The 19496-nt window shown below is 65.0% G+C and carries 16 protein-coding genes; 8 read left to right on the plus strand and 8 right to left on the minus strand.

All coding sequences use genetic code 11. The features are described from left to right. Nucleotides 1-15 precede the first annotated feature (15 nt). Both GRI97_RS04095 and GRI97_RS04100 read left to right on the plus strand, forming a co-directional pair. On the plus strand, nucleotides 16-2112 hold the full coding sequence (locus tag GRI97_RS04095) for an autotransporter assembly complex protein TamA (protein ID WP_161389830.1): 2097 nt from the start codon (nucleotides 16-18) through the stop codon (nucleotides 2110-2112). Continuing rightward, nucleotides 2112-6425: a translocation/assembly module TamB domain-containing protein gene (locus tag GRI97_RS04100; RefSeq protein WP_161389831.1), complete on the plus strand. Its 4314-nt coding sequence runs from the start codon at nucleotides 2112-2114 to the stop codon at nucleotides 6423-6425. Before GRI97_RS04095 ends, GRI97_RS04100 begins: the two co-directional genes overlap by 1 nt. Before the next feature lie 358 nt (nucleotides 6426-6783). On the opposite strand, the gene glnA is transcribed toward GRI97_RS04100, so the two are convergent. The 5 genes from glnA to GRI97_RS04125 form a co-directional block, all read right to left on the minus strand. Beyond that, nucleotides 6784-8193, minus strand: a complete 1410-nt coding sequence (gene glnA / locus GRI97_RS04105) for a type I glutamate--ammonia ligase (RefSeq protein WP_161389832.1) — start codon at nucleotides 8191-8193, stop codon at nucleotides 6784-6786. Nucleotides 8194-8271: 78 nt separating this feature from the next. Further along, nucleotides 8272-8610, minus strand: coding sequence for a P-II family nitrogen regulator (locus GRI97_RS04110; RefSeq protein WP_161389833.1), 339 nt, complete (start codon nucleotides 8608-8610; stop codon nucleotides 8272-8274). A 239-nt stretch (nucleotides 8611-8849) separates the two neighbouring features. Next, nucleotides 8850-9776 carry an N-acetyl-gamma-glutamyl-phosphate reductase gene (gene argC, locus GRI97_RS04115; RefSeq protein WP_161389834.1) on the minus strand — a complete coding sequence of 309 codons (927 nt, stop codon included), beginning with the start codon at nucleotides 9774-9776 and terminating at the stop codon, nucleotides 8850-8852. Then, a complete protein-coding gene (locus GRI97_RS04120; protein ID WP_161389835.1) occupies nucleotides 9776-10123 on the minus strand; it encodes a hypothetical protein in 348 nt (115 codons plus the stop codon). The genes argC and GRI97_RS04120 overlap by 1 nt, the downstream gene beginning before the upstream one ends. 76 nt (nucleotides 10124-10199) lie before the next feature. Next, nucleotides 10200-11618 (minus strand): leucyl aminopeptidase family protein, encoded by a 1419-nt coding sequence (locus GRI97_RS04125; protein WP_161389836.1) that lies wholly within the window; start codon nucleotides 11616-11618, stop codon nucleotides 10200-10202. A 48-nt stretch (nucleotides 11619-11666) separates the two neighbouring features. Between GRI97_RS04125 and GRI97_RS04130 the strand changes: the two genes are divergently transcribed. The 4 genes from GRI97_RS04130 (at nucleotide 11667) to GRI97_RS04145 (ending at nucleotide 14455) form a co-directional block, all read left to right on the plus strand. Beyond that, nucleotides 11667-12488, plus strand: a complete 822-nt coding sequence (locus GRI97_RS04130; RefSeq protein WP_161389837.1) for a DUF4163 domain-containing protein — start codon at nucleotides 11667-11669, stop codon at nucleotides 12486-12488. Nucleotides 12489-12513: 25 nt separating this feature from the next. Next, nucleotides 12514-13338 (plus strand): type I methionyl aminopeptidase, encoded by an 825-nt coding sequence (gene map, locus GRI97_RS04135; protein ID WP_161390807.1) that lies wholly within the window; start codon nucleotides 12514-12516, stop codon nucleotides 13336-13338. A gap of 114 nt (nucleotides 13339-13452) precedes the next feature. After that, a complete protein-coding gene (locus GRI97_RS04140) occupies nucleotides 13453-13686 on the plus strand; it encodes a hypothetical protein (RefSeq protein ID WP_161389838.1) in 234 nt (77 codons plus the stop codon). 76 nt (nucleotides 13687-13762) lie between these two features. Next, nucleotides 13763-14455, plus strand: a complete 693-nt coding sequence (locus GRI97_RS04145; protein WP_161389839.1) for a hypothetical protein — start codon at nucleotides 13763-13765, stop codon at nucleotides 14453-14455. Nucleotides 14456-14497: 42 nt separating this feature from the next. Here the strand turns inward: GRI97_RS04145 and ccmB are convergent, their stop codons facing one another. Together ccmB and ccmA are read right to left on the minus strand one after the other, a co-directional pair. Next, nucleotides 14498-15157 (minus strand): heme exporter protein CcmB, encoded by a 660-nt coding sequence (ccmB, locus tag GRI97_RS04150; RefSeq protein WP_161389840.1) that lies wholly within the window; start codon nucleotides 15155-15157, stop codon nucleotides 14498-14500. Beyond that, a complete protein-coding gene (gene ccmA / locus GRI97_RS04155) occupies nucleotides 15154-15762 on the minus strand; it encodes a heme ABC exporter ATP-binding protein CcmA (protein WP_235917599.1) in 609 nt (202 codons plus the stop codon). The genes ccmB and ccmA overlap by 4 nt, the downstream gene beginning before the upstream one ends. A 25-nt stretch (nucleotides 15763-15787) precedes the next feature. On the opposite strand from ccmA, the gene GRI97_RS04160 reads away from it, so the two are divergent. Both GRI97_RS04160 and GRI97_RS04165 read left to right on the plus strand, forming a co-directional pair. Then, the gene (locus GRI97_RS04160) at nucleotides 15788-16081 is read left to right on the plus strand and encodes a 4a-hydroxytetrahydrobiopterin dehydratase (protein WP_161389841.1); all 294 of its coding nucleotides are present in this window, start codon (nucleotides 15788-15790) and stop codon (nucleotides 16079-16081) included. After that, complete coding sequence (locus GRI97_RS04165) at nucleotides 16078-17289, plus strand: hypothetical protein (protein WP_161389842.1); 1212 nt, start codon at nucleotides 16078-16080, stop codon at nucleotides 17287-17289. Before GRI97_RS04160 ends, GRI97_RS04165 begins: the two co-directional genes overlap by 4 nt. Before the next feature lie 42 nt (nucleotides 17290-17331). On the opposite strand, the gene GRI97_RS04170 is transcribed toward GRI97_RS04165, so the two are convergent. Continuing rightward, nucleotides 17332-19404 carry a S9 family peptidase gene (locus tag GRI97_RS04170; protein WP_161389843.1) on the minus strand — a complete coding sequence of 691 codons (2073 nt, stop codon included), beginning with the start codon at nucleotides 19402-19404 and terminating at the stop codon, nucleotides 17332-17334. Nucleotides 19405-19496 lie beyond the last annotated feature (92 nt).

The following is a 19496-nucleotide window of genomic DNA, read 5'->3' on the forward strand; positions in this document are numbered from 1 at the left end:
GCAGGATCGGTGGCGATGATCGCGGCGCCGGTGGCGGCGCAGAATGCGGCAACGCAGGAATTGCGCGATCTGATCCCGGATTCGGCGGTTGCCGATCCGGAAAGCTGGGCAAATCAGGGCGTGCCCGCCGATGTGGCGAATCAGGAAGATGCGCCGCCTGAAGTCGATGCCGATTCCCCGCTGGCAGAGCTGCCGGAAATGGACATTGCCTGGCCGGACAATCTGGAACTCCCTGAAATCACCCCGCTGGAACCGGAAACCGATATCCAGTTCGTCGATTTCGACAGCGCCCAGCCGCAGGTCGAAATCGGTTCGGAAGAGCGCATTTCGGAAGAACTGGTGCTGGTGTTCCCGACCGACACCACCCTGTTCCCCCAGCGCGACGAATTCCTGTCCCGCTTCCGCGCCCTGTCCACCATCGAACAGCTCAATGCCGAAGGCAGCGTGGGGCGCCTTGCGGCCCAGTCGCGTGAGGATGAGGCGCTGCTCGAACGCATGCTGCGCGTCTATGGCTATTACGATGCGCAGGTGTTCCGGTCGGTCGGCCGTGCCGGACCCGATGCGCAGGAAGGGGATCCGCAGACCCGTGGCGAACGGGAAGTCCGCTTCGAAATCCTGCCCGGCAAACAATATCGTTTCGGCGCCATCGATCTGGGCCAGTTGCCGACGACCGGGGCCGATTACGGCCCGCTGCGCGATGGTTTCGGGATCGAGACCGGCGATCCGCTGCTGGCCGACAAAATCGAGGACGAACAGATCGAGCTGGGCACCGCGCTCAGCGAAAGCGGATATCCCTTTGCCGAAATCGGCGAGCCGGACCTGCTGATCGATCACCAGCGTGAAGAGGGCGATCTGACCCTGCCGGTCACGCCAGGCGGCAAATACCGTTTTGGCCGGGTGATCAGCAATCGGGAAGATTTCCTTTCCAGCAACCATATTTCCAACATGGCCCGGTTCGAACCGGGCGATACTTACAAGCTGAGCCTGGAAGAGGATCTGCGTCAGGCGATCCTGGCCACCGGCATCGTCGGCAGCGTCGAAATGTCGACGGTGGAGGCAACGCCGCCGGCCAATGGCGAACCGGGCACGGTCGATGTCAATGTGAACATGACAGAGGCCAAGCTGCGAACCATCACCGGCGGTCTGGGCTATGGCACGGGCGAAGGTTTCAAGGCGCAGGCCAGCTGGGAACACCGCAATCTGTTCCCGCCCGAAGGCGCGCTGCGCGTGCGCGGCATTGTCGGTACGCGCGAACAGCTGCTCGGCGCGGTGTTCCGGCGCGGCAATCTGGGCGGGCGCGATCGCAATCTGACGGCGGAAGCCTTCGTCAGCACCATCGATTACGATGCCTATGACGCGCAGACCGTGTCTTTCGTGGCCAATTACGAGCGACGCAGCACATTGCTTTTCCAGAAACCGCTCAGCTGGTCGGCGGGCGTCGAACTGGTGGCGACGGGCGAAGCGCCGCGTCTGGCCGATGGCACGCTTGGCGAAAGAAACACCTATTTCATCGGTGCCCTGCCGGCTTCCGTGCTGGTCGACACCTCCAACGATTTGCTCGATCCGACCAGCGGCTTCCGCCTGGGCGGGCGGATCTCTCCGGAAATCTCCACCACCGGCGGGGTGCAGCGGTTCTATATTCGCGGCCAGATCGACGGCAGCTATTACCTGCCGGCCGGCGAGAAGGTCGTGATCGCGGCCCGGGCCCGCTTTGCCACCATCTCTGGTGCTCCGGTCGAAGGCGTGGCGCCGTCCCGCCGCCTTTATGCCGGTGGCGGTGGATCGGTGCGCGGCTATGGCTATCGCGCGATCGGCCCGCAAAACAGCGAAGGCGATCCCACCGGTGGCCGTTCGCTGACCGAATTGTCGCTGGAAGCGCGCATCCGCACCGGATTGTTCGATGGGGCACTGGGCGTGGTGCCCTTCGTAGATGCCGGCACCGTGGGCAATGGATCGACGCCCGGCTTCGATGAGATCAAGATCGGCGCGGGGATCGGCGTGCGTTACTACACCAGCTTTGGCCCGATGCGTGTCGATTTCGCGGTGCCGCTCAATCGCGGGCCGAATGACGATCGCTTTGCTGTCTATGTTGCACTGGGGCAGACCTTCTGATGGATACGCCCGAGAACACCAACGACAAGGGTATTCAGCCCGGCCAGGACGCCGCGCCGGACCAGCCTATCGCGACCGGCCAGAATACGGCCGATCAGGGGATCGTGGCGCAGGAAGATCCGGCCGCCGACACCGATGAGCCGCCGGCGCGGCGCAAGTCCCATCCGCTGGTGCGGGTGGTCAAATGGGTGTTCGGCGCCGTTGCCGCGCTGCTGCTGCTGTTTGTGGCGGTCATCGCCTGGCTGCACACCAGCTATGGCCGGCAGTTCATCGTCGATCAGATTTCCCAGGTTGCCCCGGCTTCCGGCCTGTCGGTCCAGGTGGGCCGCATCGAAGGTTCGGTGCTGTGGAGCTCGACCCTGTATGATGTGCAGCTGCGCGACGCGCAGAAGAAACTGTTTCTGGAAATTCCAGAGGTTGAGCTGAACTGGCGGCCCTGGAAATTCCTCTTCACCGGGCTCGATGTCCGGCATCTGGTGCTGCATGGCGGCACGCTCTATGCGGCGCCCGAACTGATCGCCGGCGATCCCGACGCCCCGACGCTGCCCGATTTCGATATCCGCGTGGATCGCTTCGTCATCGACGGGCTGCGCATCGACAAGGCGTTGCTGGGCGAAGACCGCATTGTCAGCATGCGCGCCAAGGCGGATATCCGCGATGGCCGGGTGGCGCTGACCGCGAATGGCGATCTGGGCGGCGGCGATGTGCTGACCGCGCTGGTGGACGCGGAACCCGACGGCAACCGCTTCGACATCGATCTCGATTACCGCGCCCCGGCCGGTGGCTTGCTGGCCAGCCTGACCGGCGCGACCGAGGATATGCGCGCCCGCATTCTGGGCGATGGCACCTGGACCGCCTGGAACGGCGCCATGGTGGTGACCCAGGGCGATGCCAATCTTGCCGCCTTTACCCTGACCAACAAGGCCGGCGTCTATCGCGTGGTCGGCCAGGCGCGGCCGGGGTCCTATCTTTCCGGCATTCCGGCCACGGCGGTGGGCGAAGCGGTGTCGATCGCGGCTGTCGGCACGCTGGAAAAAAGCGTGCTGGTGGGTGGCATTTCGATGCGCGCCGCCGGTATCGACGCCGATGGGCGTGGCACGATCGATCTGGGCAACAATCTGTTCCGCAACTTCGTGGTCGAAACCCGGCTACTGAACCCGGAACTGCTGGGCGATGCGGTGACGCTGCGCGATGCGCGGGCGAAGCTGGTGCTCGACGGCCCGTTCCGCGAACTTGTGGTGCCGCATGAAATCTTCGTCGGCGAAGCCAATGCCAGCGGCACGGTGTTGACCAATATTACCCAGAAGGGCACGCTGTCCTTCTCCGAAGATGGCATGGTCCTGCCCGTGGATATCACGGCGGAACGGATCGTCAGCGGCGTGGCCATGGTCGATCCGCGTCTGCGCAAGGGCACGGTGCGCGGCACCATCACCCTGCGCGGGGATCAGCTGAATTCGGACGATCTGGCGGTCAATTTCCCGGGCCTGTGGGGCAAGCTCTATGTCCGGGGCGATATCGCCCGGGGCGGCTATGCCGTGGGCGGACCGGTGGAACTGCGCAGTTTCGACATAGCCAACGTCGGTTCGGTCGATGCCGGGGCCAAGTTCCTGTTCAAGATGGGCACCAATGTCCCCTGGACGCTGCAGGCCAATTTCAACGGCCGCATGCCGCGCGTGACCAATCCCACAATCACCAATATCGCGGGCACCAACATCCGCTTCAATGGCGGGGTGCAGCTGGGCGCCAATCAGCCGATCCTGTTCCGCCGCACCACGCTGAACGCCAGCAAGCTGTCGCTGACGCTCGACGGGCAGATGCAGGGCAGCCGCACGACGGTGGTCGGCAGCGGTCGCCATGTCGATTACGGTCCCTTCACGGTCGAGGCCGAACTGGCCGATGATGGCCCGCGTGCCACGCTGGTGCTCGCCAGTCCCTATCCGGCTGCCGGATTGAAGGATGTGCGCGTGTCGATTTCCCCGACGGCGCAGGGCTTCGCCATCGAGACCGAGGGGCAATCGACGCTTGGGCCGTTCGATGGCCTGCTCGAACTGATTTCTCCGCCCGATGGGCCGACGCTGATTGCGATCGAGCGGATGAACATCTGGAAGACCCAGGTCACCGGCGGCGTCACGCTCGGCGATGCCGGTATCGATGGTCAGCTGAAGCTGACCGGCGGCGGCATGAACGGCACGATCGGGCTGGATGCCCGCGCCGAAGGGCAGGGCTTCGCCGTCGATCTGGATGTGCTGGACGCCAATTTTGCCGGTGCAACCCCGATCTCGATCCGCCAGGCCAATATCGATGCCACCGGGCTGATCGGACCGAACACCACCACGGTGAACGGCACCATGAGCGCGGCTGGCCTGAGCTATGGCACCTTCTTCCTGGGCCGGCTGCAGGCCAAGGCGGCGCTGAACGACGGGGTCGGCAGCTTCGATGTATCGCTGGCCGGTCGCCGGGGCAGTCGTTTCGCGCTCGATATCACCGGCACCGCCTCTGCCGACCGTATCGCGGTGGCGGCACGCGGCGATTATGCCGGGCGGCGCATCTATATGCCGCGCCGCGCCGTGCTCGATCGCGGGGATGACGGCAGCTGGACCCTGCAGAAGACGCAGCTCAGCTTCGGTCGCGGGATTGCGCTGCTCGAAGGGCGTTATGGCGGCGATCAGCCGACCCAGGGCACGGTCAGCCTGTCGCGCATGCCGCTCTCGCTGCTCGATATCATGTCGGAAGATCTGGCCGTCGGTGGCACCGTATCCGGCATCATTGATGTGCAGATGGCAGAAAGCGGCAATCCGGTCGGCGATGCGCGGATCATGGTCAACCGGCTCAGCCGGTCGGGCCTGGTTACATCATCCCGGCCGATCGATGTCGCGCTGGTCGGGCGCCTGTCCGATACGCAGCTGCAACTGCGCGCGATGATGAAGGATGAAGGCACCACCAAGGGCCGGCTGCAGGCTCGCATTGCCAATATGCCGGTGAGTGGCGCCATGTTCGACCGTCTCAACGCCGGCGATTTGTTCGCCCAGCTGCGCTATGACGGTCCGGCAGAGGCGCTGTGGCGGCTCGCGGCCATCGAACTGATCGACATCACCGGCCCGATCCGGGTGGCGGCCGATGTCACCGGTTCGATCAGCCAGCCGACGGTGCGCGGTTCGCTGGCCGGTGACGCGCTGCGGGTGCAGAGCGCGCTGACCGGATCGGACATCCGCAATGCGCGTGCCCGGGGTACCTTCTCCGGATCCCGCCTGCAGCTGACCAGCTTTGCCGGCACGGCGCCCAATGGCGGCGCCGTCAGCGGCAGCGGCTTTGTCGATCTGTCGTCGATGTCGGCCGAACGCGGCCCGCAGATCGATCTGCGGCTCGCCACGCGCAATGCCCAGGTCATGGATCTGCCCACCATGGGCGGCACCGTCACCGGGCCGCTGCGGATCGTTTCCAACGGCGTGGGCGGCACGATTGCCGGCCGGCTGAATGTGAACGAGGCGCGCTGGACCATGGGCATGGCGGCTGAAACGCAGGAACTGCCCAGCATTCGGACGCGGGAAATCAACCTGCCGCTCGATTCCGCGCCGCAGGTCACCAGCACGACCCAGCCGTGGCGCTTCCTCATCGATGCGACCGCCCCGGGCGGGATCATGGTGACGGGCATGGGGCTGGACAGCGAATGGAGCGCCAATGTGCGGCTGCGCGGCACAACGGCCGCACCGCGCATCGGCGGGGAAGCACGGGTCGTGCCGCGGCAGGGCTTCTATTCCTTCGCCGGGCGCCGGTTCGACCTGACGCGCGGGGTCATCGATTTCGACGAGGGCGCAGCGATCGATCCGCGGATCGACATTCTGGCCGAAACCGAACTCAATGCACTGACCGTGGCGGTGGCGATCACCGGACGGGCGACGAAGCCGGAAATCAGCTTCTCCTCCGTTCCGGCCCTGCCGGAAGAGGAACTGCTGGCCCAGTTGCTGTTCGGCGGATCGATCACCGATCTGTCGGCCACCGACGCCGTCCAGCTCGGCGCCGCACTGGCCAGCCTGCGCGGTGGCGGTGGCATGGGGCCGGTCAACAAGCTGCGCAGCGCCATCGGCCTCGATCGCCTGCGCATCCTGCCGCCCGACGCCGCCCTGCAGCGCGGCACAGCCGTTGCCCTGGGCAAGCGGTTCGGACGCCTGGCCTATGTCGAACTGATCACTGACGGGCAGGGCTACACGGCCACGGAAGCGGAATTCCGCGTGACGAGCTGGCTCTCGCTGCTCGGGGCGATCAACTCGCTCGGCCGCAACAGCGTGGCCGCCGAAGTGCGCCACGATTACTGATCTGCCAAGGCTCCGGTCGCGCTGACAGGCGCGGCCGGGGGCGTGCAAGGGGCGCGCGGGTGCCCCGTCTTCCTGGCACTCCGTCAGCCGGGCTTGGAGCCCGTCAAGGGCCTGCCGCAGTGATATGCGCGCGTGCCGGAAGTGGTGCTTTGCCCTTCGACGGGCTCAGGCGTGTGGGATGGGGGAGTGTGTCCCATCAGGCCGGTGCCCCGAACCCGCAATCACATGCAGCGGGCTCCACCCCCGCTCAGCCTGAGCCCGTCGAAAGCCAGGGACTGCCGTTGAACCTTCGCCAGGCAAAGAAAAACCCCGGCAGGATTGCTCCTGCCGGGGTTTCCCGCACGTGCACCTGAAAGGATCAGGCGCTGTAATACATGTCGTATTCGACCGGGCTGGGGGCCATTTCCCAGCGGTAGACTTCTTCCCACTTCAGTTCGATGTAGGCTTCGATCTGGTCCTTGGTGAACACGTCGCCCTTCAGCAGGAACTCGTGGTCGGCCTGGAGCGATTCCAGCGCTTCACGCAGCGAACCGCAAACGGTCGGCACTTCGGCCAGCTCTGCCGGCGGCAGATCGTACAGGTTCTTGTCCATGGCGTCGCCCGGGTGGATCTTGTTCTGGATCCCGTCGAGGCCGGCCATCAGCAGGGCTGCGTTGGACAGATAGGGGTTGGCGAGCGGATCCGGGAAACGGAATTCCACGCGCTTGGCCTTTTCGCCTGCGCCGTAAGGAATACGGCACGAAGCCGAACGGTTGCGGGCCGAATAGGCCAGCAGCACGGGGGCTTCGAAGCCCGGCACCAGACGCTTGTAGCTGTTGGTGGTCGGGTTGGAGAAGGCGTTGATCGCCTTGGCGTGCTTCACGACGCCGCCGATGTAGTACAGGCACATTTCCGACAGGCCGGCATAGCCGTCACCGGCGAAGAGCGGCTTGCCTTCCTTCCAGATCGACATGTGGGTGTGCATGCCCGAACCGTTATCGTCCTTGATCGGCTTCGGCATGAAGGTTGCGGTCTTGCCGTAAGCGGCGGCAACCTGCTGCACGACATATTTGTAGACCTGGATGCGGTCGGAGGTTTCGACCAGCGTGCCGAAGGTGATGCCCAGTTCGTGCTGCGCAGCGGCCACTTCGTGGTGCTGCTTGTCCATGGGCAGGCCCATTTCCAGCAGGGTGGTGACCATTTCGGCACGGATGTCCATGCAGCTGTCGACCGGTGCCACGGGGAAATAACCGCCCTTGGCGCGCGGACGGTGGCCCAGATTGCCGCCTTCGATGTCCACGCCGGTGTTGGTCGGCAGTTCGATGTCGTTGATGATGAAGCCCGAACGGTCGTAACCGGTGGCGAACTTCACATCGTCGAACATGAAGAATTCGGGTTCCGGGCCGACATAGATGGTGTCGCCGATGCCGGTCGTCTTCAGATAGGCTTCTGCGCGCTTCGCGGTCGAACGCGGATCGCGGCCGTAGAGCGAGCCATCAGCCGGTTCCACGATGTCGCACACGATGATCATCATCGGGGTGGCAGAGAACGGATCGATGTAGACGGCGTCCAGATCCGGCTTCAGGATCATGTCGGATTCATTGATCGCCTTCCAGCCTTCGATCGACGAACCGTCGAACATCAGGCCTTCTTCCAGCGCGTCTTCGTCAATGGCGCCCGACCACATCGACAGATGGTGCCACTTGCCGCGCGGATCGGTGAAACGAACGTCAACCCATTCGATTTCCTCGTCCTTGATGCGCTTCACGATATCCGATGCAGTGGACATTTTATTCCTTCCTAGCGAGAGAGATTATGCTTGTTGTTTTGAGACTGCCGGCGGGGCGCCGGCCGGGACAGGTTCCGGTCAGATGGCGGCGTCGTCGCGCTCGCCGGTGCGGATGCGGATGGCGGTGGTGACTTCGGACACGAAGATCTTGCCATCGCCGATGCGCCCGGTCTGCGCGGCAGCGGCGATCGCTTCGATCACCTGTTCCGCCGTGGCATCGGACACGACCACTTCCAGCTTCACCTTGGGCAGGAAATCCACGACATATTCGGCACCGCGATACAGTTCGGTGTGGCCCTTCTGCCGGCCGAAACCCTTGGCTTCGGTCACGGTGATACCGGACACGCCGACTTCGTGCAGAGCTTCCTTCACCTCGTCCAGCTTGAACGGCTTGATGATGGCTTCGATCTTCTTCACGTGACCCCTGCTGACCCTGGTCCGGCGGCGATCCGCCGGAAATCCACAAATCCCTCAACCCAATTACAAGAATCGTGCCAAGGCGCGCGTCACGGAATTAGACAATCACGCCGCCCGGCGAAAGAGCGTATTCGCAACGCTTCGCTGGCGTTGCTGATCGGTGATCCGTTGAAATGATGACCGAAAAAGCAAAGTGTTGCTCAAAAAACAGGCAGGACTGCCTGTTTTTTGAGCAGGTGTCAGAGATGCAGGCCGGCCGTCTGGTCCAGCCCGGCCATCAGGTTTAGCGATTGCACGGCGGCGCCGCTGGCGCCCTTGCCCAGATTGTCGAGCAGCGCAATCAGCCGCACCTGGGTGCCGCTGTCATCGGCGAACACGAACAGTTCCAGCCGGTCCGAAGCCGCGCGCGAACGGCGCAGCAGCAATTCGGCACCGGGATCTTCACCCATGAACACCACCGGGCTACCGGCGTAGAAATCGGTCAGGCAAGCGCGCAGGGCGTCGGCATTGGCGGCACCCGGCATCGCGCCGAGCGGCAGCGGGATTTCCACCACCATGCCGCGATGCGCCGGGATTACCGCCGGGGTGAACAGCGGCGGATGCACCAGGCCACAGCGCTGCTGCATTTCAGGCACATGTTTGTGGCCCAGCTGCAGCGCATAGCCGCGCCAGGCGATGTCTTCATCGGCTTCGAACCGTTCGATCAGCGCCTTGCCGCCGCCCGAATATCCGGACACGGCATTGCAAGTCAGCGGCCAGTCGGCGGGGATCAGCCCGGCCTGCACCAGCGGCGCGATCAGGGCGATGAAGCCGGTCGAATAGCAGCCGGGATTGGAAATCCGTGCCGCTTCGGCCACGGCCTGCGTGCCGCTGACTTCGGGAAAGCCATAGACCCAGCCCGGCGCCACGCGATGCGCGGTGGAGGCATCGATCACGCGGGTGGCGGAGCCCGGTTCGATCAGCGCCACGGCTTCGCGGGCGGCTTCGTCGGGCAGGCACAGAATGGCGAAATCGGCACTGTTCAGCGCTTCGGCGCGCGCATCGCGATCCTTGCGACGTGCATCATCCAGCACGATCAGCGAGAATTCGTTCCGCCCGGCCAGCCGTTCGGCGATTTCGAGCCCGGTGGTGCCCACCGCGCCATCGATGAAGACGGTCCGGGTCATCAGGCGGCCAGCGTTTCGAGCCGGTCGACCCGGACATATCCGACCGGGCCCGTCAGCGACAGGCAACCCCAGGCCCAGCCGCCGCTGATATCCAGCACTTCGAAGCTATCGCCTTCCATCAGCGTGCATTGTTCAACCCCGCGTTCATCGGGCGAAGACATCAGCGGCGCGCCGCCCGGCATCACGCTGCGCGGCTGCGGCACGGCATAATGGGGTACGAAGTAACGGCCGGCGAGGCCGATATGCGCAAGATCGCCGCGCAGCGGGAGGCTGCCGGGTTCGGGCCGATCGACGGGGCCGGAAAGCGCAAAGGGACCTTGGGTGGAAATGGCGGTACTTTCTGTCACGCCGGTGGCGGGCTTGCGCGCCACCGGGAAGGATAATCTGCCGCGCGATTATACGCGCGCGCCCCATGCTGCAAGATCAGCCGCCTGCAGAGGGGGTTTTTGTCTTCTTCTCCACCCCGTAACGCGCGCGCAGCATGTGCCAGGCGGCGCGCAGCCCCAGCGCCGCGCCGCCCTTGGGCCGGCCCGGCTTGCCGGCCGGGCGCCAGGCGAAGGTGTCGAAATGCGCCCAGTCGATCCCGTCGCCGACGAATTTGTCGAGGAACAGCGCCGCCACGCTCGCCCCGGCAAAGCCGTTGGATGGGGCGTTGTTCATGTCGGCAATGTCGGATTTCAGATATTCGCGATAGACTTCTGGCAGCGGCAGGTGCCAGCATTCATCGTCATGTGCCTTGCCGGCATCCTGCAGTTCCACCGCCGTTACGCTGTTGCGGGCAAAGAGGGCGGGAATATCGGGCCCCAGGGCAACCCGCGCGGCACCGGTCAGCGTGGCGAAATCGATGATCAGTTCGGGATTTTCCTCGCTCGCGCGGGTCAGCGCATCGCCCAGGATCAGCCGTCCTTCGGCATCGGTATTGCCGATTTCCACGGTCAGCCCCTTGCGCGATTTCAACACATCGCCCGGACGGAACGCATTGCCGGAAATGGCATTCTCCACGGCCGGAATGATGCAATGCAGCCGCAGATTCATGCCCGATTCCATCACCAGAGCGGCCAAAGCCAGGGCATGCGCTGCGCCGCCCATGTCCTTTTTCATCAGCAGCATGCCGGACGAAGGCTTGATGTCGAGCCCGCCGGTGTCGAAACTGACCCCCTTGCCCACGATCGCCACCACCGGGGCTTTGTCCTTGCCCCAGCTCAGATGCAGCAGGCGCGGGGCATGCTGGCGGGCGGCCGCCCGGCCGACGGCATGGACCATCGGATATTCGCGTTCCAGCACATCGCCGGTGGTGACCGACAGCTTCGCCCCATGCGCCTTGGCCAGCCTGGCGGCCTCAGCCTCCAGCGCGGCGGGGCCCATGTCTTCTGCCGGGGTATTGACCAGATCGGCCACCAGTGCGCTGGCGCGGGCTTCGGCCAGGGCGGGGGCGATCGCCTTCACATCGCCGGTCAGCAGGATGCGCGGCCCTTCCGGGTTATTTTCTTCATGATAGCGGGTGAAGCGATATTGCGCCGTCTGCCAGCCATGCAGCGCCGCGCCCGGTTCGCCGCCGATGCAGCGATAGGTTCCGGCGGGCAACCGGTCGGCCAGGGCGGCCATGCACCAGCTGGTCAGCTGGGCGGGATCGGCAACGCCGCCCACCGCGAACCAGCCGTCGCCATGCGGCACGATCGCCATCTGGCCGGCGGCCCCGGTAAATTTCTGCGCCGCCAGCGCGGCCCGCTGTGCCGTGCCGAGGCCGGCAGTGAGGCCGGGCAGGGCTTCCTGGTTGACGATGTGGACGACGATGGCATCCTGCCCGCGGTCCGCTTGGATCAAATCGACTTTCGCGCTCATGATTTCGACGCTAGCGCCAAGGACATGCATTTGGGAAGGCAATCAGCAATGCGGCGTATGGTTACGGTTCTTGCAGCGGTGGCGTCGCTGACGGGATGCGAGCTGCTGGGAAGCGGCGGCGATGCCGATTCGGGCACCGCCACGCCCACGCCCACGCCGACCGTCAGCGAGAGCCCCATTGCCGCCCCATCCCCGACCGGGGCGCAGCATGTGGCGGAAGAAACCGAACTCTATCTGTTCGAATATGCCTGGCCCGAAGCGGCCGGCAAGCAGCCCGAACTGGCCGCGCTGCTGGATCAGCGGATGGATCACACCAAGGAACAGCTGGTGCGGGAATCGACCGCCGCCCGCGCATCGGCGCGGCAGGATGGTTTCCCCTACAACAAGCATTCCTATTCGGCGGATTGGAAGGTGGTGACCGAGCTGCCCGGCTGGCTCAGCCTGTCGTCGCAGGTGGCGACCTACAGCGGCGGTGCACACGGCATGTATGGCGTCGATGCGCTGCTGTGGAACAAGGTGGACAAGACCGCGATGAGCGGGATCGATCTGTTCACATCCCCCGCCGATCTGGAAAAGGCGGTGCATGACCGGTTCTGCGACCAGCTGAACAAGCAGCGGGAGAAAAAGCGCGGCGAACCCATCGCAGCGGATTCGACCGATGAATTCGACAAATGCCCGGGCATCGATGAGCTGGTGGTGCTGGTCGGTTCGTCCAACCGCAAGGTCTTCAACCGGCTGACCTTCTATGCCGGGCCTTATGTCGCCGGCCCCTATGTCGAAGGCGCCTATGAGGTGGATCTGCCGGTCGACGCGGCGGTGCTGGCGACCGTGAAACCGGAGTATCAGGGATTTTTCGCGGCTCGCAATTGAACCGCATGCTCGCTACATGGGCGGGATGACAGAATATCAGCAGGTGACGGCGGAAACCTCCGTCTATCGCGACGGAACGATCAAGCTGCACGGTCCGCACGGGTTTGAAGGCATGCGCCGCGCCGGCCGGCTGGCGGCGGACATTCTGGACGAGATCGCCCCCCATGTGGTGCCGGGCGTTTCGACCGAGGAGCTCGACCGCCGGGTTCGCGAAATGATGCTGGATGGCGGCGCGGTGCCCGCCACGCTCGGCTATCGCGGCTATACCCACAGCTGCTGCATCTCGATCAACCATGTGGTGTGCCACGGCATCCCGTCATCCAAGACGCTCAAGGATGGCGATATCATCAATATCGACGTCACCCCGCTGCTGGATGGCTGGCATGGCGACACCAGCCGGATGTATCTGGTCGGCGATGTGCCGCTCAAGGCGCGGCGGCTGGTCGACGTAACCTATGAATGCCTGATGATCGGCATCGACAAGGCGCGCCCCGGCGGCCGGCTGGGTGATATCGGCGCCGCGATCCAGGAACATGCGCAGCAGTTCCGCTATGGCGTGGTGCGCGATTTCTGCGGCCATGGGCTGGGGCAGCTGTTCCACGATGCGCCCGAAGTGGTGCATGCGGCGCGCGCCGGCACCGGGCCGGAACTGCGCCCCGGCATGTTCCTGACCATCGAGCCGATGATCAATCTGGGCAAGGCCGATGTGAAGGTGCTCAGCGACGGCTGGACGGCGGTCACCCGCGACAAGAGCCTGTCCGCCCAGTTCGAACATTCGATCGGCATCACCGAAGACGGCTGCGAAATCTTCACCAAGAGCGCGAAGGACATGGACAAGCCCCCTTACTGAGACAGCGGCGGGAATGGTCATCGGGCGTGACATCGCCTGATACATTCCCGCAATATGCTGAAATCCGGCAGCATTGTCTGGCTGCTAGGCCGATGGCTCCAAGGAGTTATCGCCATGCAGACAGACAATAACCCGATGACATCCCCGGCGGTTCGCGGGCCGGACATGAGCTGCAAGGCGCAGGCCAAGCGGCGCTGCGCGCGCGGGTTGCACAATCCCAAGGGCAGCTATCCCGATGCCCACAATGCCGATCTGAAGCGCCTGCTGCCGCCATTGCGGGTGCCAGCTGGTGCGCACCCATATGTCACGCAGCTGGTGCTTTACCGGCGAGCTGGGCTGATGGGGTAAGCGAAAGCAGGTTCGCCGTTCAGCTCTTTGCCGTTCAGCCCATGGTCATTGCTGCAAAGCCAGAGGGGATACTCTCATGAAATCCGGCTCAACCTTCCTCTCCGCCCTGCTGCTCTGCAGCCTGACCCTGCCGATACCGGCTGCAGCTTCCTGGCGCGGCGACCCCTGGGCCGGCCGTGGGGATAGTGGCTGGGGCCGTGCGGGATCGTGGGATCGCCCTTCCATGCGCGGGTCTTCCGGCCGGGATGATCGCGAAGGCCAGGTCCAGGTCGAACATTTCGAGGCTGAGAACGCCCGCGCGCAGCTGGGGCAGGGCGCAGTTGTCGTCCGCACGCTGGCCGGCGACACCACGCAATCGCGCGATCAATCCACCTATGAGGCGGCCGTGATCGATCAGCTGGTGAAGGCCGGTTACGACACGCTCGACGCCTATCCGTCAGGCGGGCAGATCGCCGAAATCCGCGTGATCCGCGATGTGGTCAGCCCGGAAGAAGAAAAGCGCAATCCCGTCAGCGGCGAAATGGCCGTGGGCGTGTCCAATCGCGGATCGATGGCGTCGATGGCGGTCAATCTGGATTTCACCGCCGCGCGCAAGGCGTTGCTTTCCACCCGGTTGGAGGCGCGGCTGCGCGACAAGGCCACCGACGCAATCCTGTGGGAAGGGCGCGCCACCGTGATGACTCGGGAGGGGGACAGCCACTGGACCGAACAGGCCATTTCGACCCGGCTGGCCGCCGCCCTGTTCGAAGATATGCCCGCTCGACAGTAATAAGGGCTCGTCAGTAACCAGGGCTTGCCAGCAAGTTCGGGGCTAACCCCCGCGCGTGGCGCGGATCGCGGCCCCGCCGGCAAAGGGCGCCATCGCCACCAAAATCAGGCTGATTGCCCCGGTCAGGGCAATGCCGCTGCCGCCACCGGTCGCCAGCGCCCCGGCGCCGAAGATCAGCAGCGGCACCGCCAGCGGAATCATCAGCAGCCCGGCCAGCGCCGCGCCGGACCGCAGGCCAACGGTCAGGGCCGCGATCATCACGCCGATGGCCGCCAGCCCCGGCGTGCCGGCCAGCAGGCCCAGCTCCACGATCCGCAGGCTCGCCCCGTCCAGCCCCAGCAGGGCGGCGGCGGGCAGGGCGGCGATCATCAGCGGCGGCCCGAAGCTGATCCAGTGCGCGATCACCCGCATGAACACCACCGCCTCTTCCGAAATGCCGCGCAGCGCCCATTGGTCGAAGAAACCCTGATCCAGATCGGGCGCGATCAGCCGGTCGAGTGGCAGGATCGCCGCCAGCAGCGCCGCCACCCAGATGATCCCGCCACCGGTGCGCGCCAGCAGCGCGGCATCAGGCCCCACGGCAAAGGGAAACAGCATCGCCACCGACAGGAAGAACAGCAGCGGCAGCAATGTCCCACCGCGTCGCCCGCCGGGCAGCAGCATCGCCAGATCGCGGCGCAGAATGGTCAACAGCGCGCTCACGGCGCGAAATCCGCCAGCGGCAGCACTTGCAGATCGGCCACGGGAAAGGGCTGGTGAGAGGCGATGATGGCGATCCCGCCAGCGCGGCAATGATCTTCCACCACCGCCACGCAGGCGGCAATCGCCGCCGTGTCCAGCCCGTTGAGCGGTTCGTCGAGCAGCCAGATCGGCGCCCGCTGGCCGAACAGCCGCGTCAGCGCCGCCCGCTTGCGCTGGCCGGTGGACAGGAAGCGCAGCGGAATATCCATCAGCGCCTCCACCCCCGGCATCGGCGTGATCTCTGCATCTCCGCCATCAATGGCGCGCCAGAAATCCAGCGCCTTGGCCAGCGGCAGGTTTTCATCCAGCGCGGGGTGTTCATCGAGCAGGCCAATGGCGCCCTGGCGGGTAACAGAGCCATGGAACGGCGGCAACAGCCCGGCCAGAATGCGCAGCAGGCTGGATTTGCCCAAGCCGTTGTGGCCGGAGATCTGCAGCGCCATGCCGGATTCAAGCGCCAGCGACAGCCGCCGGAACAGCAGCCTCTCCCCACGGCGGCAGGCAATATCCGTCGCGGAAATCTGGCACCGATCCATGGTGTCACGCGTTAGGCGATGGAATAGCATGTCACAAGTAAAGGAGATGAGGGCAATGGAGATAGAACGGCTGACGGATGCTGCGCGCGACAATCTGCTTGCCGATCTTCCCCGCTGGCGACTGGGAGCCGACGGGGCCTCGATCCACCGCCAGTTCCGCTTCACCGATTTTTCGCAGGCCTTTGCCTTCATCACCCGGGTGGCGCTGCTGGCTGAACAGCAGAATCATCATCCCGAATGGTCCAATGTCTACAATCGGGTGGATATCAATCTGACCACCCATGATGCCGGCGGCCTGTCCGAACGCGATCGCGTGCTGGCCCACAGCATTGATCGGCTCGTCGCATGAGGCGGGGGGCTGTCATCGGGCTGGGCGCGGTGGCGCTGCTGGCGGTGGGCGTGGCCGGTTCGGGTGTGCTGGGCTTCGGCATGGCGGGTTCGGATGAGGCCAGTCCCACTGCGGCGAGCTCGGCATCGGCCAAACCTGCACTGGCCAGTTCGGCGGCGGCTGAACCCGCCGCGGCGGGTCCGGCTGCAGCGCAGGATCAAACGGGCAAGGTATGGCAGGGCAAGATCGGCAATCTGCCGGTGCGGGTCTGTTTCGACGGGGAAGGCAGCGATGGTCGCGGCGCCTATTATTACACCTCGCAACTGCGCCCGATCGGGCTGAACGCGGGCGAGCAATCCGGGCAATGGACCGAGCGGGTCAATTACAAGGACAGCGATGCGACCTGGCAGATCGCCGAAATTACCGATCGGCATCTGCGCGGCACATGGCGCCAGGGCAGCAAGCAATTGCCGATCGATCTGCAGGCGGTGGCCTGGACGGCGGCGGAATGGAGCGGGCCCTGTTCGTCCGATGCGTTCCTGTCCGCCCGCATGGTCGCCCCGCGTTTCGCCGATGCGCCCAAGCGCCTGGGCAATTGGGCCTATACCGAACGGGTCTATCAGCCGCCGGCCCATTACACCTCGGCCGATCTGGCAGGCTTCACCTATGCGCCAAGCCGGCCGGGCGATCGCGCGATCCTGAGCGCGCTGGCGGCCTATCTCCCCAGTGGCAAATCGAGCGATGATTACGTCCAGTGCCTGTCGGGCGCGTTGCAGCCGTCCGGCACGGATGGCGATTATGCCCGCACGGTGGAACCGATCCTGGCGAATGACAACTTCCTGACCATCGCCATTTCCACCAGCGCCGATTGCGGCGGCGCCCACCCGAGCATGTGGAGCGAGCACAAGAGCTTCGACCGGCAGAGTGGCGAGGAAATCAACCTCGCCGGCTGGATTGGTGGTGACAGGCCACACGATGGTGCGGCCACGCTGCCCCGACCCTTGCGCGCTGCGGTGATGGCGCAGTGGCAGGGGGAGGAAGAGTGTCGAGAGTTTGTGGAGAACGCCGATTATTGGGATATCGCGCTGGAAACCCGGGGCATGGTCTTCACCCCGGTGGTGCCGCATGTCGCCACCCCCTGCGCAGAGGGGCAGTTGCTGGGCTGGGGTGCGCTCGCCCCGTTCCTGACGCCTGACGGCAAGGCCGGGCAGGCGCGGCTCAAATCATAAGGCAACACCGGCCCCGCCAAACGGCGGGGCCGGCCTTTGCGATCAGTTGTTTGCCGCAGGCGTCAGCCCGGCGACGAATTCCGCCCCGGTCACGATCTGCGCGGTCGATGCGGGCAGGGTGCCGCCCACCGGTTCGGCCCGGCCACCCAGACAGGTGGCGAGGAAGTTTTCGGTGATCGCGTTGAAGGCAATGTTGTTTTCCGGCCGGGCGAAGCCATGCCCTTCATCCGGGAACACCACATAGGTCACCGGAATATCGGCCGCCTGCATCGCCTGGGCGATCTGGTCGCTTTCCGACTGCTTCACGCGCGGGTCATTGGCCCCCTGGCCGATCAGCAGCGGCCGCACGATGGCATCGATCCGGTGCAGCGGGCTGCGATCCTTCAGCAATTGCAGGCCTTCGGGCGTTCCGGGATTGCCCATGCGATCGTGGAACTGCTTCACCTGCGGTTCCCAATAGGGCGGGATCGTGGCCAGCAGCGTTTCCAGATTGGACGGGCCGACGATGTCCACGCCGCAGGCAAAGGTTTCGGGCGTGTAGGTCAGGCCCACCAGCGTGGCATAGCCGCCATAGGACCCACCCATGATGGCGACCTTGTCTTTCTGCGCGACGCCGCGTTCCACGGCCCAGTTTACCGCATCGATCAGATCGTCATGCATCTTGCCGGCCCATTCCAGATTGCCGGCATTGATGAAATTCTTGCCCAGCCCGGTGGAGCCACGGAAATTGACGCTGAGCACGGCATAGCCGCGATTGGCCAGCCATTGATGCGCCCGGTTGAAGCCATAGCTGTCGCGCGCCCAGGGGCCGCCATGCACCAGCAGCACCATGGGGGTGGCCTGATCGGGCACGCCATCGCCATCGGGATCGCTCCCCGGCGGCAGGGTCAGATAGCTGACCAGCGTCAGCCCGTCGCGCGCGGGTATTTCCAGCGCGTGCATCGGCTGCAGCGGGGCGCCGACCAGTTCGGGGCGGCTGGTGTAGAATTCGGTCAGCGTGCCGGCGGGCCGATCATAGAGATAGACTTTGGTCGGGCTGGTCAGCGGATCGTTCCAGACCACCCATTTGCTGTCATCTTCGGTGCGCGACTGGACGCCGAAATCACCCTCCAGCCGGGCATCCAGCCATTCGAGCGAGGCGCCGATCTGCGGGTCGAGCGCGGTCCAGCGATTGGTCAGATAATTGACCGAATAGGCTTCCACCTCGCCCGTCACCGGGTTCTGCATCGTGCCGCCGATATCGGCGCGCGGATCTTCGGCAATGATGCGCTTTTCGCCGGTGGTGGTGTCTTCCGCGATCAGCGCGGCGGTGTTGCGGTCGCGCGAATCGAGCCAGTACAGCGTCTTGCCGTCGGTGGTGTAACCGGCGGTGCTGGTGCTCAGCGCATCGTCCAGCGTGGTGCTTTCGCGCGGGGTTTCCGCGATTGTGCCGTCGGTAATCTCGAACATGTCCATGCCGCCGGCGGCATTGGCCGCCATGGCCCAGCGCAGCGTCAGGCTGTCATCGGCCAGGAAGCCGAGATAGCCTTCGTTCTGCAGCACCAGCTTGAGTTCGCCGGTATCCAGGTTCAGCAAATGCACATCATGCAGGCGCGCGTCGCGGTTGTTCAGCCCGATCAGCACCTGATCCTTGATCGTGTTGGACGCGCCGACGATCTGCAGCCTTGTGTCTTCGAACGGGGTCAGATTGCGCTCTTCGCCACTCGCCAGATTGACCTGATAGAGCAGGTAATTCTCGTCACCGGCCTTGTCCTGCACATAGAGGATGCTGTCCGATTTCGGGGCCCAGAAATACTGCGGGATCGGCCGCTGCGTCGCATTGGTCATCCGCCGCGCGGCGGTCGGATCGCCGGCGGGCGCGATGAAGACATTCATCACCCCTTCGTGCGGGGCCAGCCAGCTGATCCATTTCCCGTCGGGGCTGACCAGGCCGGTGGAGCGCGTAGGGTTGCCATAGAGGGCATCGCGCGGGATCAGCGGCGTGGATTTTACGGCATCGGCGGCGGCGTTGGGCATGGTCTCTCCTGATTGGGGGGCGTCATTCGCGATGGCCGGGGCGCTGATGGCCGCAGTCAGCATGGCGATGGATGTCAGCAAACGGGTGCGTCGGGTCATCGCGGAACCTCCTGGCTGAATGGTCGGTCTGGCTGCTGATCGCGCCCGAATTGTCTGCTGTCTTGTCGGGCCAAGCTAGGGCGCGGCGCGCG

This window comes from Croceibacterium xixiisoli (assembly GCF_009827305.1).
GTDB lineage: Bacteria > Pseudomonadota > Alphaproteobacteria > Sphingomonadales > Sphingomonadaceae > Croceibacterium_C > Croceibacterium_C xixiisoli.

What these genes read in the sequence shown, in the direction of transcription:
- glnA (WP_161389832.1), bottom strand. Translation starts at nt 8,193, where the DNA reads ATGTCCACTGCATCGGATATCGTGAAGCGCATCAAGGACGAGGAAATC.
- map (WP_161390807.1), top strand. Translation starts at nt 12,514, where the DNA reads ATGACAGAATATCAGCAGGTGACGGCGGAAACCTCCGTCTATCGCGAC.
- GRI97_RS04145 (WP_161389839.1), top strand. Translation starts at nt 13,763, where the DNA reads ATGAAATCCGGCTCAACCTTCCTCTCCGCCCTGCTGCTCTGCAGCCTG.
- GRI97_RS04125 (WP_161389836.1), bottom strand. Translation starts at nt 11,618, where the DNA reads ATGAGCGCGAAAGTCGATTTGATCCAAGCGGACCGCGGGCAGGATGCC.
- GRI97_RS04160 (WP_161389841.1), top strand. Translation starts at nt 15,788, where the DNA reads ATGGAGATAGAACGGCTGACGGATGCTGCGCGCGACAATCTGCTTGCC.
- GRI97_RS04165 (WP_161389842.1), top strand. Translation starts at nt 16,078, where the DNA reads ATGAGGCGGGGGGCTGTCATCGGGCTGGGCGCGGTGGCGCTGCTGGCG.
- GRI97_RS04170 (WP_161389843.1), bottom strand. Translation starts at nt 19,404, where the DNA reads ATGACCCGACGCACCCGTTTGCTGACATCCATCGCCATGCTGACTGCG.
- GRI97_RS04100 (WP_161389831.1), top strand. Translation starts at nt 2,112, where the DNA reads ATGGATACGCCCGAGAACACCAACGACAAGGGTATTCAGCCCGGCCAG.
- GRI97_RS04130 (WP_161389837.1), top strand. Translation starts at nt 11,667, where the DNA reads ATGCGGCGTATGGTTACGGTTCTTGCAGCGGTGGCGTCGCTGACGGGA.
- ccmA (WP_235917599.1), bottom strand. Translation starts at nt 15,762, where the DNA reads ATGCTATTCCATCGCCTAACGCGTGACACCATGGATCGGTGCCAGATT.
- GRI97_RS04140 (WP_161389838.1), top strand. Translation starts at nt 13,453, where the DNA reads ATGCAGACAGACAATAACCCGATGACATCCCCGGCGGTTCGCGGGCCG.
- argC (WP_161389834.1), bottom strand. Translation starts at nt 9,776, where the DNA reads ATGACCCGGACCGTCTTCATCGATGGCGCGGTGGGCACCACCGGGCTC.
- GRI97_RS04095 (WP_161389830.1), top strand. Translation starts at nt 16, where the DNA reads ATGATCGCGGCGCCGGTGGCGGCGCAGAATGCGGCAACGCAGGAATTG.